The 12,621-nt window shown below is 71.9% G+C and carries 15 protein-coding genes; all 15 read left to right on the plus strand.

Annotated elements, in window-relative coordinates:
* The first annotated feature begins 17 nt into the window (after positions 1–17).
* Complete coding sequence (locus C3Y92_RS18565) at positions 18–386, plus strand: zinc ribbon domain-containing protein (protein WP_129355123.1); 369 nt, start codon at positions 18–20, stop codon at positions 384–386.
* A gap of 184 nt (positions 387–570) precedes the next feature.
* A complete protein-coding gene (locus tag C3Y92_RS18570) occupies positions 571–1,146 on the plus strand; it encodes a hypothetical protein (protein WP_129355125.1) in 576 nt (191 codons plus the stop codon).
* A gap of 18 nt (positions 1,147–1,164) precedes the next feature.
* On the plus strand, positions 1,165–2,136 hold the full coding sequence (locus C3Y92_RS18575) for a phage major capsid protein (RefSeq protein ID WP_129355127.1): 972 nt from the start codon (positions 1,165–1,167) through the stop codon (positions 2,134–2,136).
* 22 nt (positions 2,137–2,158) lie between these two features.
* A complete protein-coding gene (locus C3Y92_RS18580; protein WP_129355129.1) occupies positions 2,159–2,878 on the plus strand; it encodes a hypothetical protein in 720 nt (239 codons plus the stop codon).
* Positions 2,879–2,968: 90 nt separating this feature from the next.
* A complete protein-coding gene (locus C3Y92_RS18585) occupies positions 2,969–3,691 on the plus strand; it encodes a phage adaptor protein (protein ID WP_129355131.1) in 723 nt (240 codons plus the stop codon).
* Positions 3,688–4,599, plus strand: a complete 912-nt coding sequence (locus tag C3Y92_RS18590) for a hypothetical protein (protein WP_129355133.1) — start codon at positions 3,688–3,690, stop codon at positions 4,597–4,599. Before C3Y92_RS18585 ends, C3Y92_RS18590 begins: the two co-directional genes overlap by 4 nt.
* 47 nt (positions 4,600–4,646) lie before the next feature.
* Positions 4,647–5,105, plus strand: coding sequence for a hypothetical protein (locus C3Y92_RS18595; protein ID WP_129355135.1), 459 nt, complete (start codon positions 4,647–4,649; stop codon positions 5,103–5,105).
* A 125-nt stretch (positions 5,106–5,230) separates the two neighbouring features.
* Entirely contained in the window at positions 5,231–5,803 is a 573-nt protein-coding gene (locus C3Y92_RS18600; RefSeq protein ID WP_129355137.1) for a hypothetical protein, read from the plus strand.
* Positions 5,804–5,812: 9 nt separating this feature from the next.
* Entirely contained in the window at positions 5,813–6,481 is a 669-nt protein-coding gene (locus C3Y92_RS18605) for a hypothetical protein (protein WP_129355139.1), read from the plus strand.
* A 28-nt stretch (positions 6,482–6,509) separates the two neighbouring features.
* Positions 6,510–6,713: a hypothetical protein gene (locus C3Y92_RS18610; RefSeq protein ID WP_129355141.1), complete on the plus strand. Its 204-nt coding sequence runs from the start codon at positions 6,510–6,512 to the stop codon at positions 6,711–6,713.
* Positions 6,700–8,319, plus strand: coding sequence for a transglutaminase-like domain-containing protein (locus tag C3Y92_RS18615; RefSeq protein ID WP_235669538.1), 1,620 nt, complete (start codon positions 6,700–6,702; stop codon positions 8,317–8,319). The genes C3Y92_RS18610 and C3Y92_RS18615 overlap by 14 nt, the downstream gene beginning before the upstream one ends.
* A complete protein-coding gene (locus C3Y92_RS18620) occupies positions 8,316–8,774 on the plus strand; it encodes a hypothetical protein (protein ID WP_129355145.1) in 459 nt (152 codons plus the stop codon). Before C3Y92_RS18615 ends, C3Y92_RS18620 begins: the two co-directional genes overlap by 4 nt.
* A complete protein-coding gene (locus C3Y92_RS18625; protein ID WP_129355147.1) occupies positions 8,774–10,192 on the plus strand; it encodes a LamG domain-containing protein in 1,419 nt (472 codons plus the stop codon). Before C3Y92_RS18620 ends, C3Y92_RS18625 begins: the two co-directional genes overlap by 1 nt.
* Positions 10,189–12,108: a coiled-coil domain-containing protein gene (locus C3Y92_RS18630; RefSeq protein ID WP_129355149.1), complete on the plus strand. Its 1,920-nt coding sequence runs from the start codon at positions 10,189–10,191 to the stop codon at positions 12,106–12,108. Before C3Y92_RS18625 ends, C3Y92_RS18630 begins: the two co-directional genes overlap by 4 nt.
* Before the next feature lie 92 nt (positions 12,109–12,200).
* A complete protein-coding gene (locus tag C3Y92_RS18635; RefSeq protein ID WP_129355151.1) occupies positions 12,201–12,620 on the plus strand; it encodes a hypothetical protein in 420 nt (139 codons plus the stop codon).
* The last annotated feature ends 1 nt before the right edge of the window (position 12,621 follow it).

Consider the following 12,621-nt stretch of genomic DNA (forward strand, 5'->3'; position numbering starts at 1 on the left):
AGGAAGGGAGAGCAAAAATGCCGCTGTATGATTTCGCCTGCCGGGTCTGCGGCCGGGAGTTCGAAGCCATGGCCCCCATGGACCGGACCGAAAACATTTGCGCCTGCGGCGGCTCGGCCAAGCGCTTGCTGTCGGTGGGGCGCGGCTACCGGGCAGACGCCGACTGGCTCCCATCCGTCACGGCCGTGGCCGACAAGACCTCGTCCGCGCCCCATGTCCGGGCCTTTTTGGCCGAACCCAGCCGGGCCAACTACCGCCGGTTCCTGCGCGGCGAGGGCATCCGTCCCCAGGAGCCCGGCGAGGAACGCGGCCGCCGTCCGGACCCCGGCCCGGCCCTCTCCCGGGAAGTTCTCGAACGTCACAAGGCGCGTTGCGGCCGGGTCTGACGCCGCGCCGGACGCTGACAGACCTCCGTTTCCCGACCGTTCTTCCCGGGCAGCCGCCACGGCCGCCATGGCTTCGTGCGCCCAAAACTGCGCCGGCAGCGCCCGGGACCATACTTTGCGCCAAGGGTTGGGCCGCGCCCGGCCCGGCCCGACGCGCCAACCCCAGCCCACCTATGAGGGAACCATGGAACAGCCGACCCATCCCGCCGCCGCGCCAACCGCCGGTCCTGCCCCCGGGGCAGCTCCGGGAACCGAGGCCGGGACCGACCCCGGCATCGCCGGCCTGGAATCGGTCTTTAGCGACCTGGAGGCCCGCCTCGACGCCCTCATCGAGGCCCGTCTGGAAAACCTCGAAGCCCGGCGCGCCGCCTCGCAGCGAGCCGAACTGGCCCAGCGCTTTGCCGCCGAACACCCGGACTTCGAGGCGCTGCGGGAAAACGGCGCGCTGGCCGCCAGGCAGCGCGAAAACCCGCTCCTGGACGAGGTCGGGGCCTACTTCGCCCACCACCTGGCCGAGGCCGGAAAGGCGAATCAGGAAGAAACCGAGCGCGTGCGCCAAAAAGCCCTGGCCGAAGGCGAGGCCGCGGCCATGGAGCGGTTGCGCGCCCGGCGCGGCAGCGTCGCCCTGGGCGCGCCTTCAGGGACTCCCCAGCGCGGCCGGGCCGACGATCCCCAGCTTGAAGCCCCGGACCGGTTCGGCGGCGTCCATGCCGTCCTGGCCGCCCGCATGGCCGCCCGCCGCCGCGACGCCGGCCTGTAACCCCAAGGAGGAACCCGCATGTCCCTTTCGCTCAGTGAAATCGAAGCCATCACCAACGACTATTTCGCCGCCGCCGGCGGCCGGGCCGTGGACATCTACTTCCGCAACTCGTTTTTGCTCGACCTGCTCATGAACCGCCAGGCCGGCCTGTTCGAGCGCCCGGCCGGGGGCGAGAAGATCCGGGTGCCCCTGTCCTACTCCGACAGCGAAGGCGGCTTTTTCACCCGGGCCGACACGCTCTCCAGCGACGACCGCGTCACCATCAACGCCGCCGCCTTCAACTGGAAGCACGCCTACGGCAACGCCACCGTCTACCTCACCGACGAGGTGGCCGCCGCCGGGGACTACGCCGTGGTCCAGTTCGTCACCCAGAAGCTCGAAACCGCCCAGCGCACCTGCTCGGGCTGGCTGGCCGCCACGCTCTATTCCGCCGCCGGCGACGAGGCCCCGACCCTGACCGGCCTGCGGGCCCTGACCAGCCCCGATCCCGACAAGGCCTACGGCGGCATCGCCGAAAACGACCTCGTGGCCGCCGACGGCTCCAAGCCCTGGAAGGGCGTCACCGTGGCCGACGCCGAGACCATGAGCCTGGAGACCCTGCAGACCCTGCGCAGCGCCGCCAAGGTCTCCGATGGCCGCGACGGCAAGCCCAACGTGGCCGTCACCACCGAGGCCCTCTACAACAAGGTCTCCCGCATCCTGCAGGTCCAGCAGCGCTTCGTCACCGACGACGGCGTGGCCCAGGCCGGGTTCGCCCACCTCGTCTACGAAGGCATGGTGCTGGCCGCCGACGACTACTGCCCGGCCGGCCACCTCTTCACCGTCAACACCAACCACCTGGGCTTCGCCATCCACCAAAACGGCTTTTTCGCCCGCCAGCCCTGGGTCGATCTGGCCGGACCGGCCGGGCGCTCCATGAAGATCCTGTGGCACGGCAACCTCATCTGCTCCAACCGCAAGGCCCACGCCTGTCACGCCAATCTGTCCTAACCGCCAACCATCGGAGGCAAAAATGGCCCAACCCATGAAGCTTTCCTTTACCCAGGACGTGGGCGAAACCTCGCCGGCCAAACGCGAAGCCGTGGGCGCGCTGCGCATCACCGCCGACGGCCGCAAGTTCCGCTACGCCAAGGCCGGGAGTTCCCCCGTGCCGGCCGGCTCCCTGGTCATGGCCCCGGCCGCCGTGGCCGCCCACACCGGCCGCGCCGCCACCCCGGCCGCTATCGGCGACCGCGTCGTGAGCCTGGTCGTCGGGGCCGCGCCCGTGGCCGAAAACGCCTACGAGGACGGCTATCTGCAAGTGGCCGCCAACGACGGTGGCGGCCGACAGCATCGCATCCTGTCCAACACCGCTTGCCCTGCTGGCGGCACCACCGTCATCACCCTGGCCGAACCGGTGCGGGCGGCGCTCACCGCCACCTCCGTGGTCTCGCTTATCCCCTCGCCCTGGTGCGGCGCGGCCGTGTCGGCCAGCGAGGAAAACCTGCCGGCCGGGGTCGCCGTCTGCGACGTGCCGGCCAGGCACTACTTCTTCGCCCAGACCGGGGGCGTGGCCTGCTGCCTGGCCGCCGGCACGGCCGCCGTGGGTTCCATGCTCGTGCCCGGTCCGGCTGCCGGGAGCCTGGCCGCCATGAACGCCAGCCTCGACGTGGACCAGCCCGTGGCCGGCGTGGCCTTTGCCGCCGCCTTTGCCGACGGCAAGCATCAGCCTTGCCTGCTCACCCTCGATTAGGCCGCTCCCCTAAAACAAAACAGCCCCCAACGTGTTGCCGGGACGCGACCCAGGTCCGCCCCGACCCACCCCCAACCAACGGAGAACGCCATGGCCATGGCCGCCATGAACCTGCCCCGGGCCGACGCCCAGGGGATACGCCGCGCCGTGCCTGACAGCCTGGCCGGGCTTACCGCCGAAGTGTCGGGCATCGTCGGCGACCCGTCGGTGTCCGAGGACGACGTGGCCCAGGCCCTTGGCCGGGGCCTGCTCGCCGCCGCCGCCGCCGCGCGCCTGCCCGATCTGGCCGCCTGGGCCGAGATTCCCCTGGCCTCGGGGCAGGCCGACGCGCCCTTGCCGGCCGATCTCCTCCATGCTCCCGTCGATGCCTTCCTCCTCCCCGCCCGCGGCCGGGTCCGGCTGGCCCCGGACCTGGCCGCCCTGCGGCGGTCCTGCCCGGCCACGCGCCCCGGCCGGCCGCGCCTGGCCGCACTGGCCGGCGGCCGGCTCCATGTCCGGCCCGTGCCGGCGGGGGATGTCATCATCGGCTTCGAATACGGACGCCTGCCCGCCCCCCTGGCCGCGCCCGGGGACAAGCCCGAGGGGTTGCCCGTCCATCTGGCCGGGCCGCTGCTGGTCGCCTACGCCTGCCGGGAGCTGTTCGAGCGCCTGGAGGAAGGGGCCGACGGGGCCAAAACCCAAACCGCCGCCTACGGCAAACGCTACGAGGCCTTGCTGGCCGAGCTGACGGCCACGACCAGCCCGCGCCAGACCGCGCCGGCCGACATCCCCTCGGCCGCCGACCCGTACGGCTTTGGCGAGGACTGGCCGTGAGCCGGGTCGTGCGCCTGAAGTCCTGCCTGGGCCTGGGGGCTTCGGCCGCCCCGGCCGGGCTGGTCTGCGACCCGGACACAGGCCGCTATGCCCTGGCCGAGGCCGTCAACGTGGACGTGATCGAGGGCCGCCTGGTCCGCCGGCCGGGTTACGAGCGCCTGGCCGGGTTCGGCTTCACCGAACTGTGCTCCGGCGGGGGCGACCTCTACGGCGTCGCCGGGGATGGGCTCTACCTGATCCCCGGCCAGGGCCAGCCCAGGCTCCTGCGCGGGGGGCTGACGCCCGGCGCGCCCATGGCCTGGCTGCCGGTCGGCGACGACGTCTACTACGCCAACGGCTGCGAAAACGGCCGCCTGCGCCAGGGCCAGGCCCAACCCTGGGCCGGGGAACGCTATCCCGGCCCGGACCGCCTGGACCGCTTCGGGCCGCCGCCGGTGGGCCATGAACTGGCCTTCCATGCCGGCCGCATCTGGATCGCCTCCGGGGCGCTTGTCCACTTCACCGAAGGGGCCGGCCTCTTCGACTGGGTGGACGCCCTGGCCGGCTATCTGCCGCCCGTTGTCGGCCGGGCGCGCCTGCTGGCGGCGGTGACCGGCGGACTCTACGTCGGCGACGAGGCCGGCGTGAGCTACGTGGCCGGCAACGACCCCAGGACCATGACCTTCGCCCGGGTCTGCCCGACACCGCCCATCCCGGGCAGCCTGGCCCGGCTGACCGCCGGCCGCCACGAAGCCGTGGCCGGCCAGCCGCTTGGGGGAGACGCCGCCGTCTGGGCCGGCAGCGACGGCATCTGGCTCGGGCTTCCCGGCGGAACCGTCAAACGCCTGGCCGCCGTGCCCGTGCCCATCTCCGGCCGGGCCGCCGCCGTGGCTACGCGCGGGCGCTACCTGCTTTTTGACCGCATCTGAAACCTCCCCGGCCCCTGGCCGCCAACCCTTTTGCCCAGGAGATTCCCATGGCGCTTCGTCTTTCCACCGGCCTTCGCAACATGCTGCTCGGCACGGCCAGCTTCAAGGACATCATGCAAAACGGCGTGATCCGCATCTTCCCGGGCGTCCAGCCGGCCACGGCCGACGACGGCGAAGGGGCCACGCCCCTGCTGGAAATCACCGTCTCCTCCGGGACCTTCACCCCGGGCACGCCCACAAACGGGCTGAACTTCGCCGCCCCGGCCTCCGGGGCCTGCGCCAAGGCGGCCGGCGAAGTCTGGTCCGGCGCGGCCACCACTTCGGGCACGGCCGGCTGGTTCCGGTTCTACGCCAACGACCGCACCACCGGGGCCGACGCCGGCCATGCCCGCTTCGACGGCTCGGTTTCCACCTCCGGGGCCCAGCTCAACATGAGCTCCACAGCGATTACCGCCGGCGCCACCACCACCATCGACAGCTTCGTGGTCACCATGCCGGCGTCCTAGCCAGGCCACGTCTCGAAACGCTCCTGCGCCGCCTGGGGCATTGCCCAGGCGGCGCGATCCCGGGGGCCGGGAATCCGTCCCGGCCCCGTTAACCCCCTCCCGGGCCGCGCGCCCAAGGACAGGCCATGGCCGACCTCTATCCGCAGTCCCTGCCCTGCCGCTTCGAGGGTTTTCCGCCCCGCATCCGGGTCGTCTGCGGCCGGGCCTTTTCCGAGCGCCCGGGCACGCCCTACTCCTTCGGCAGCCGGGTCACCCTGGCCCAAACCCCCAAAAGCGGCCAAACCTTCGGCGACCTCACCGTGGGCCAGCCTATCCCCACAACCGAAATCATCTACGCCGACACCGGCGACGACGATCACTACAACCTCAAGATTTCCCACTACGGCCTGGGGCGATTCTATCTGGCCGCCGCCGACGCCGCCTGGTTCAGCCTGGCCGTGGTCAAGGGCCTGCGCCTGGAAGCCGCCGGGCTTTGCCGCGCCTTCGAGACCGTGGACGTCTGGGAGACGCGCATCCCGGCCTCTGGCCCCGTGCCCCCGCCGTCCGTCGCCCCCGAGGCCATCTGGCTGGAGGACGCCCAGGATACGGCAGAAACCGACCGGGTGCGGGCCACCTGGTTTACCGGCGACATTCCGGCCGGCGGGCGCATCGTGCGCGGCCGGCTGCAACTGGCCGGCGACGTCGCCGTCGGGTTCTAGGAGAGTCCCATGCCCAGTTCCCTCGTCTACTACCAGACCGGCTCCACCGTCGCCGCCGCCGCCCTTGATCCGGCCCAGACCGACTTTTACCGCGACCTGCTCGTGCGCCACCGCTTCCGCGACGCCTTGGGCCACGTGCCGGGCGATGACGACGCCCTGCTGTGGGTCGAGGGCGAGGTGTTCTACTCCACCTGCGGCGTGCCCGGCCCCCATTCCGTCCATTCCTTTAGCATCAGTTCCAGCGACGGCCGCAACGGCTGCTGGGCCCCGGACCCCAAAAACGCCGTGCCGGAATTTGTCGGGGTGCGCTTCGACGCGCCCATCCGCGTCACGGCCTTCCAGTTCGCGTCAGGCCTTTTCAGCAATCATTACTGCCCCTACGGCTACGGCCCCTGCGCCTGCCCCACGGACTTCCGTTTCGAGGCCTCAAACGACGAGGTCAGCTGGACCACCCTCTACACCGCGACCAACTACGGCGGGATGCGGGTGGCCACGGCCAGCCCCTTTTACGACGAGCCAGCGGACTACTGGGATGACGGCGTGTTCCTGTCCGAGCGTCTCGATTGCGCCAACGACCACTACTACCTGAGCTACCGGCTGGTGGTCTCGGCCTTCAAACCCGACAAGAACGGCAACTACAACATCTCCGAACTCGTCTTCTACGGCCGCACGGCCTGACGCCCGGCCCAGCCCAAAAGGACCAGCCATGAAACAGCAACAGTTCTCCGTGCCGCCCCTGGTCGTGGCGGAACAGGCCGGCCCAAGCGGGGCGCTCATGACGGCGGCGGCCGGACCGAGCGCCGATCCGGCCGGATTGTCCGGACGGGGCGTGCCGGCCGCGTTCGCCGGCCTGCGCTGGCGTTTGCTGCCGGACCAAAGCCCGGCAAGGGGGCATGATGGCCAGCCTTGACGAGTATCTTTTCGCCATGGAGGCCCTGCCCGAGGAGGCGCTTAACGCCCGCAGCCTTGTCGTCCTCGACCTGGCCGCCGCCGCAACCGGGACCTGCGGCGTGGTCACGGCCGGCCACGGCCTGGCCCTGCCTCTGCCGGCCGCCCTGGCCCAAGGCTCCTGGCAGCCCGCCGCCGCCGCGCGTCTGCCCATACTGGAGATCCAGGCCAGCCAGGCCGGCTGGCGGCCGGGCGTCGGCGAAACCACGCTTCCCCCGGTTCAGGCCGCCGCCACAGGGACCATCCCGGCCTTGGCCGAGGCCGTGCTGGTCCCGCTGTTCGCCCTGGCCGGCGGCGGAGCCTGGGCCGCGCTGACCTTGCCCCTTACCGTGCTGGGCCTGTCCGACCTTTCCCGCCGGGGCAGCGGCGCGCCGCGTCTGCCGAGGCTTATCGCCCGGGGCCAGTCCTGTTCCCTGGAAAGCCCGGCCCTGACCGGGGTCGTGGACGCCGCCCGGGCTGTTGCCCTGCTCGGCGTCGGCGACCCGGACCTGGCCGAGGCCGTGGCCGGCCTGCCATCTGGTGACGACGCCATCGCCCTGGCGCTTCTGGACAGGACCGCCAGGGCGCTGACCTACGTGGCCGACGCCGACGACGCCTGGCGCTGCGCCCCGGCCACCTTGGCCCTTGGACAGGGCGACTGCGAGGACGGAGCCATATTGCTCCACGGCCTGATGCTGGCCGCCGGCCTGCCGGCCGACCGCATCGTCACGGTCTTTGGCCGGGTGGGGGCCAACCGCGACGGCCATGCCTGGGTGGCCTGGCGGCGGCGCGGCGACGGCCGTTGGACCGCCCTGGACTGGACTCTGGGTCCGACCCAAGGCCCCATGGCCGCCCTGCCGGCCATGGGCGACCCCAATATCTACGTCTTCGTGGACTACGCCTTGACCAGCGGCGCGTTTTTCCCGGTGCGCCAGGAGGCGGCGGTCTTTTTCGCCCGGGCGGCCGGCGATGGCGTTGTCCTGCCCCGGCCGGCCTGCCGGGCCGGGGCGGCCCACGGTGCGGCAGCTGAAGCCGATTTGCCGGCCGGCTGGGAAGCGTCCAGCCAGACCGGCGCGCGCGCTGCCCCGACCCTGGCCGCGCCGACCGTTGTCGGGCGGGCCGGGTACAGCCGCGCCGGCCTCGCCTGGCCGAGCCTTGGCCTTGCCGCCTTGGCCGGCGGGCTTTGCGGGCTGCCCCTGCCCGGTTGGGGCGGAACCGGGTTTGGCGGCGGCGGCGGGCAGGCCGCCGCCGGACTGCCGGAGTGGGCCGGCCTGGGACAGGCTGTCCAGGCCGCCCTGGTTTCAGGCCAGGGCCGGCTCCCTTGCCCAGACTGCCGGGCCTGGGGCCTGGCCGGCGCGGCCGGCTTTGCTGCCTGCCGCTTGTGGCCGCCGCGAGGGGCCGGGATCGGCCTGGCCGGGCCGCTGGGGGACAGCGCGGCAACGCTCCCGTGCCTGTTCCCGGACGGGTCGGGCCGGCCGGAAAGCCTGGCCCTGGCGGCTGTGGCTCTTGGCGGCCCGGTCGCGGCCGGCCTGGGACGCGCACAACGCCTGGGCCTTGCCGGCCGGGGCAACGGGGAGGAATGGACATGACGGGTGAAGGACTTTCCCTGGAGTTGGCCTCGGGCGCGGCAACGGCCGTAAACGGCCTGCCCGTGGCCTGCGCCTGCCTGCACAACGGCCGGGTGGTTTTCAGCGACGGCGTGGCCCTTTATCGCGTCGGCGGCGACAGCGACGACGGCGTGGCCATCCCGGTGCGCCTGACCCTGCCGCCGGTTATTTGCCCCGGCCCGGCCCGGTTGGCCGGCCTGGCCCTGGACGGTCTGGCTGATGGCCAGGCGGCGATCACTGCCGTCAGCGACGCCGGCACGCAATCCTGGGGCGAACTCGGACCGGCCGGCCGGGACGGGCTGCCCGGCCGGGCCGCTTGCCGGTTCGGCCGGGGCTACGGCCATAGCTGGTCCATCAGCTTGCAGGCCGACGACGGCGCGCTCCTTGCCATCGCCGCCCTGGAAGCCCGGTTTACCGACCTAGACCGGAGGCCGTGATGGACGACGACTTTGCACCCACGCCGCGCCTGCGCCTGGCTGTCGGCGGCGACGAACCGGCCCGGCTGCGGCGTGCGGGCCTTCGGGAACTCGACATCATGCGCCGGGAAAACGTCTTCGATCTGCCCGTTTACGAACGGCGCTCGCGCCTGGCCACCGGCGAAACGGTCCTGTGCCGCCGGGTAGGCGGCCAGGAGTACGTGACCCTGGGGCCAGGCCGCCGCCGGGAAGCCGACGACGAGCCCCGGAGCGCGCCAACGCCCAAGCGGCGGCGCGACGGCGACTTCTACGCCATCCCGGACTGCCTGGCCCGCTACGAAGGCCTAGCCGATCTCCAAAACGCCGTGCCCCACGGCACGCTGGCCGGCTGGACCCTGGGCCTGGGCGCGGCCGTCACCGTCATCCCGGCGGACGAGGCCGGACTGCCGGCCTACGCCGGACTGCCGCAAGCCGGCATCGCCCGCGACGTCGGCGTCTTTCGCCTGCCCGGGGGGGCGGCCTCGGGCCTGCTCTACGGCCGGGAGCATATCCCGGACGACGCGCCCTTTTCCGTGAGCTGCCTGGTGCGCCTGACCGCGCCCCTGGAATACGACTACGACTTCGACGCCCGGGGGGTGCGCAACCCGGTGCGGACCTATCTGCTGCGAAGCCAGGACGGTGGGGACTTCCTCAAGGACTGCCCGGGCGACCTGTCGCCCCTGATCGGCTTCTGCTCGCCTCATCGCCATCCCGACTGGGAAGAGGACGCCGTCTATCCCTGGTCACCCTGGAACGAAAACTTCGCCGGCACGCCGGACCGCATCGCCGGCGCGCGCCGGGCCAGCGCCCCGTGTCCCGAAGCCCCGCGCCTGGCCGGCGAAACGTATTTGGACGGCCAGGGCAACCCCTACCCCTATCCCGACGGCTTCGAGATGGGCGTCCAGGCGGCCGGGGTGTTCGTCACCGGCGGCAACCGGCTGCTGGCCGCCCGGCTGTCGCATTTTGAAAACCAGTTCGGCACGACTCCGGCCGTGTCCGATCCCCTGGAAATCGGGGTCTGGCATCATGTCGTCATGACCCATGAAACCGACGAAACCGTGCGGCTCTATGTCGTACGCGAGGATCAGGCCCAGGGCGCGGCCTACGGGGGGAAAATGCCCCTGTGCGCCCTGGACGCGGCTTGCACCTACCAGGCCAGCGGGGTCAACGCCTGGACCCTTCGCAGCGGCGAGGGCGGCGAGGCCATCGCCGCCTACCGCATGAACGCGGCCATGGACGTGGGCCTGCCGCGCTTTTTCCACTACGCCCTGTCGCCCGGCCAAGCCTGGCTGCTGTCCCTGGAGGCCCTGTCGGGCCTGTTTGTGGCCGATGACCACGAAACGGCCCAGGCCGTGGCCCAGGGCCTTACCCCCGTCACCATCGTCAAGGAGGAGGCATGAGCGAGCAAAACGACGCGGCCGGCATTGTGCGCAACAAGTTCGAGACGGCCCAGAACTACGCCAACGACGCCTGGCATTCGGCCACGAGCTTTCTGGCCCGTCTGGGCGGGCTGACCCGGGTGACCTATCCCAAGGACCACCTGCCCGAGCTGCCGGCCGCCCCGGCCTACTCGGGCGTGCCCCAGCCGCCGGAACTCCCCGGCGTGGCCCTGGACACCGTGGCCGCCCCGATCCTGCCGCGACTCACGGACCTCGACCTCGACGGCATCGAGATCCCGGCCTTTCGGACCGTCGCGCCGGACATCGTCCTGCCCGCCGCCCCGGCCATGGAGCTGCCCCGGCCGCCGGGCGACGCGCCGAACCTGCCCGACCTCGAACTCCCGGCCGAGCCGGCCCTCGTCCTGCCCGCGCCGCCGGTCTTTTCGCCCCTGGTCATCCCCGAGCTGACCACGGCCGTCACCCCGACCTTCGAGGGGCAGCGCCCGCCCCTGCCCGACATGCCCGCTCCGGGCAACCTCTATGTGGTACCAGGCGAGGAGCGCCACGAGTCCTCCCTGCGCCGGGCCCTGGCCCAGCGTCTGGAAGCCGAGGTGCGCGCCGGCGGGGCCGGCTACGGCCCGGAGCTTGAGGAAGGCCTGTGGGAACGCGCCAAACGCCGGGTGGACGACGCCCTGGCCCAAAAGCTCAAGGACGTGTCCGACGACTTCGCCGCCCGGGGCGCGACCGGCCTAGGCGGCCCCATGGCCGCCCTGCTGCGGGCCGCCAGGGCCGACGCGGCCGAAGGGCTCGCCGGCCACAGCCTCGATCTGCTGGTCCGGCAAGCCGAGATGGCCGCCCAAAACGGCCGGGCCGCCGTGGACCAGGCCCTGGCCCTGGAAGCCCAGGACATCGACCTGGTCAACCAGCGCGCCGCCCGGTCCTTTGAGGCGGCCCGGGAACTGGCCCGGTTCGGCTACGAGGGGCTTGCCGCCGAAGTGGCCGTGCACAATGCCCAGCTGGCCCGCTATCAGGCCGACGCCGCCGTGTTCGAGGCCCGCATCCGGGCCGGGTTGTCGGAACTGGAGGCCTACAAGGCCCGGGTCGAGGGGGCGCGCCTGGCTGGCGAGGTTCAAAAACAGGCGGCCGATCTCTACCTGGCCGAGCTGTCCGGGGTCACGGCCATGATCGGCCTGTACAAGGCCCGCATGGAGGGCGCGGCGGCCAAGGCGTCGCTGGGGCGCGACCGGCTTTCCGCCTACGAGGCCCAGGTGGCGGGCTATGTGGCGGCGGTCAACGCCAACACGGCACGCTTTAATGCCCACGCCGCCGCACTGGCCGGGGAGGAAGCCAAGGCGCGCATCTACGCCGAACAGGTCCGGGCCTACGGCGGCGAGGTCGAGGCGGCCAAGACGGCGGCCGAGACCCGGCTGGCCGTGGCCGCCCGGGAAAACGACACCCGCCTGGAAGCCTACAAGGCCGACGTGGCCCGGTTCGAGGCCGAGCTGCGCCAGGCCCAGGCCAAGGCCGACACGCTGCTCAAGGAAAAGGAACTGGCCCTGGGCCTCTACGACGCCGTGCTCAAGGCTGACGGAGCCCAAAACGAACTGCGCTCCCGAGACCATGCCTCCCAGGTGGACGCCTTCCTCAAGGCGGCCGAAGCCTCGATCAAGGAAGCCGACATGCTGCTGCAAAACTCGCTGGGCGAACTGCGCCTGGAATCGGAAAAAATCCGTTCCGGCGCGCAGATTTCGGCCCAGATGGCGGCCAGCGCCTTAAACGCCGTCAGCGCCACGGCGCAGATCGGCTTCAGCGAATCCGTGGGCGAGCGCACCACCACCTCGACCACCGAGTCCACCCAGCGTTCGGTCAGCGAATCCACCTCCCGCTCCAACGGCTCCCGCGAGAGCTTCAACCACAACTACAACTACCGGGTGTAACGCCGCAAACCGCCGCCGGCCCGGCCCAGGACGCGCTCCCGTACGGGAACGCGGTCTTTCCTGGCGGCCCCGGCGCGACACAGGAGGCAATCATGGCCGATCTCATCTACGCGAGTTTCAAGGAAGGTCTGGGCAAGGGGCATTTCGACCTGGCCGCCGACACGGTGCGCTGCGCCCTGCTCACCAGCGCCTACGTCCCCTCGGCCGGCCATGCCGCCCTGGCCGACGTGGCGGCCAGCGAAGCCTCGGGCGCGGGCTACACGGCCGGCGGCCAAACGCTTTCGGGCGTGGCCTGGACCCTGGCCGGCACGAGCGCCGCACTGGCCGCCGCCGACCCGAGCTGGAGCCAGGCCTCCATCACGGCCCGCTACGCGCTCATCTACGTGGCCAAGACCGTCGCCGGCCGGACCAATCCCCTGGTCTGCCTGCTGGACTTCGGCACGGACCGGGGCGTCACCGGCGGCACGTTTTCCGTCCGGTTCGACGCCTCGGGCGTCCTGGCTCTGGAGTAGG

Origin of the sequence: Solidesulfovibrio carbinolicus (assembly GCF_004135975.1) — a bacterium.
Classification (GTDB): Bacteria; Desulfobacterota; Desulfovibrionia; order Desulfovibrionales; family Desulfovibrionaceae; genus Solidesulfovibrio; species Solidesulfovibrio carbinolicus.

Bases quoted from the DNA above. Each gene is read 5' to 3' on its own strand.
- C3Y92_RS18565 (WP_129355123.1), top strand. From the start codon at position 18: ATGCCGCTGTATGATTTCGCCTGCCGGGTCTGCGGCCGGGAGTTCGAA.
- C3Y92_RS18570 (WP_129355125.1), top strand. From the start codon at position 571: ATGGAACAGCCGACCCATCCCGCCGCCGCGCCAACCGCCGGTCCTGCC.
- C3Y92_RS18575 (WP_129355127.1), top strand. From the start codon at position 1,165: ATGTCCCTTTCGCTCAGTGAAATCGAAGCCATCACCAACGACTATTTC.
- C3Y92_RS18580 (WP_129355129.1), top strand. From the start codon at position 2,159: ATGGCCCAACCCATGAAGCTTTCCTTTACCCAGGACGTGGGCGAAACC.
- C3Y92_RS18585 (WP_129355131.1), top strand. From the start codon at position 2,969: ATGGCCATGGCCGCCATGAACCTGCCCCGGGCCGACGCCCAGGGGATA.
- C3Y92_RS18595 (WP_129355135.1), top strand. From the start codon at position 4,647: ATGGCGCTTCGTCTTTCCACCGGCCTTCGCAACATGCTGCTCGGCACG.
- C3Y92_RS18600 (WP_129355137.1), top strand. From the start codon at position 5,231: ATGGCCGACCTCTATCCGCAGTCCCTGCCCTGCCGCTTCGAGGGTTTT.
- C3Y92_RS18605 (WP_129355139.1), top strand. From the start codon at position 5,813: ATGCCCAGTTCCCTCGTCTACTACCAGACCGGCTCCACCGTCGCCGCC.
- C3Y92_RS18610 (WP_129355141.1), top strand. From the start codon at position 6,510: ATGAAACAGCAACAGTTCTCCGTGCCGCCCCTGGTCGTGGCGGAACAG.
- C3Y92_RS18615 (WP_235669538.1), top strand. From the start codon at position 6,700: ATGGCCAGCCTTGACGAGTATCTTTTCGCCATGGAGGCCCTGCCCGAG.
- C3Y92_RS18620 (WP_129355145.1), top strand. From the start codon at position 8,316: ATGACGGGTGAAGGACTTTCCCTGGAGTTGGCCTCGGGCGCGGCAACG.
- C3Y92_RS18625 (WP_129355147.1), top strand. From the start codon at position 8,774: ATGGACGACGACTTTGCACCCACGCCGCGCCTGCGCCTGGCTGTCGGC.
- C3Y92_RS18630 (WP_129355149.1), top strand. From the start codon at position 10,189: ATGAGCGAGCAAAACGACGCGGCCGGCATTGTGCGCAACAAGTTCGAG.
- C3Y92_RS18635 (WP_129355151.1), top strand. From the start codon at position 12,201: ATGGCCGATCTCATCTACGCGAGTTTCAAGGAAGGTCTGGGCAAGGGG.